This is a genomic window from Prevotella sp. SGI.167, from assembly GCF_050313615.1.
Lineage (GTDB): Bacteria > Bacteroidota > Bacteroidia > Bacteroidales > Bacteroidaceae > Prevotella.
The window spans coordinates 1-470 of sequence record NZ_JBNPLT010000134.1 but is presented as its reverse complement, the minus strand read 5'-3'; the positions used below and the strand labels follow the sequence as shown (position 1 = coordinate 470).

General features: G+C 39.1%; 1 protein-coding gene. It reads right to left on the bottom strand.

Annotated features, from left to right (window positions below; genetic code table 11):
- A partial coding sequence (locus ACQRBJ_RS16220; protein ID WP_445304261.1) for a transposase occupies nucleotides 1-461 on the bottom strand: 461 nt, incomplete at its 3' end.
- Between the last annotated feature and the right edge of the window lie 9 nt (nucleotides 462-470).

The following is a 470-nucleotide window of genomic DNA, read 5'->3' as shown; positions in this document are numbered from 1 at the left end:
GAATTTACAGCCTTGAACTTACTACCATCAATAGATAAGTAAGAATGGCTGAAGAGTCCAAAGGAATCCAACTGCTTATTCAATGATTTAAAAACTTTCTTGATAGGCTTCAAATTATCCTTTCGGAAATCAGAAACTGTACGAAAGTCAGGGGTTACCTTGCTTAAAAGCCACATAACCTCGATATTGACAACGCACGCTTTGGCCAACTTTCGAGAAGAACGGATAGAATTGAAATAACCATAAATGAGTAGTTTCAATATGTCTGAAGGGTCATATGAAGGTCGTCCACCATTTCCAGGAGCCTCACGTTTAGTATGATTGAAGCCGAGTTCTTCTAAATCCTGGCTATCTACAAACGCATCAATGTAGCGAACAGGATTATCCTGCTCGATGTACTCGTCCAGACAAGCCGGAAACAATACGTATTGTCTTCTATCTTCACCTTTAATGTACTTCATAAGCGATAA